The organism is Planomonospora corallina (assembly GCF_042650625.1).
In the GTDB taxonomy this organism is placed as follows: domain Bacteria; phylum Actinomycetota; class Actinomycetes; order Streptosporangiales; family Streptosporangiaceae; genus Planomonospora_B; species Planomonospora_B corallina.
This window is the reverse complement of the sequence record NZ_JBHSBM010000038.1, coordinates 1-819: the sequence shown is the minus strand read 5'-3', so window position 1 is coordinate 819 and position 819 is coordinate 1. Positions and strand designations below refer to the sequence as shown.

Sequence of the window (819 nt, the reverse complement as noted above, 5' to 3'; positions counted from 1 at the left end):
ATGATGATCTCTCCTTAGCGGGGTCGTGCCGGTCCGTCCGTGGCCCGGTCGCCCGTACTCATCGGCGGCGGATCGGGAGAGCTGAGGAATCCCCGGAGGAATTCCGGAGGTTCTCCCGGATCGTCCGTCCGCCGGTCTCCCCTGCGTCTGTCATCCCGGTGCTCGCCGGAAAGCGGAAGGGGTGGCCGGCGGGTCACGCCGGCCACCCCTTCACGGAATGCCGTTCACCAGCGGGCGCCGGTCAGGCGCCCGCCGAGGATCAGCCCAGGAGCTTCAGCACCGACTGCGGCGCCTGGTTGGCCTGAGCCAGCATCGAGGTGCCGGCCTGGGTCAGGATCTGGTTGCGGGTGAACCCGACCATCTCCTGCGCCATGTCGGTGTCGCGGATGCGCGACTCCGAGGCCGACAGGTTCTCGATCGCCACGTTCAGGTTGTTGATCGTGTGCTCGAACCGGTTCTGGATGGCACCGAGACCGGCACGCACGCTCGACACCTTCTCGATGGCGCCGTCGAGGGTCTCGATCGCGCCCTGGGCGAGGGTGACGTTGGCGGCGATGGACCCGCCGCCGCTCAGCGCGGCGGTGCCGACCAGGGCGGTGCCGTCGAGGTCGCCCACCGTCGCGGTGGTCAGGTCGACGTTGATGCGCTCGGCGGCGTCGTTGCCGTTGGAGCCGACCTGGAAGGTGCCGTTGTAGCTGCCGTCCAGCAGCTTCTGGCTGCCGAAGGACGTGGTGTCGGAGATCCGGGTGAGCTCGGTCTTGAGGTCCTGGAACTCCTTGTTGGCGGCCTCCTGGGCCTTGGCGTCCTGGGAACCGCCGT

Annotated in this window: 1 protein-coding gene; it reads right to left on the bottom strand. The window is 68.7% G+C overall.

Annotated elements, in window-relative coordinates:
* Positions 1 to 259 precede the first annotated feature (259 nt).
* Positions 260 to 819: flagellin (locus ACFOWE_RS26500; RefSeq protein WP_377292460.1), on the bottom strand; the 560-nt coding region annotated here is incomplete at its 5' end.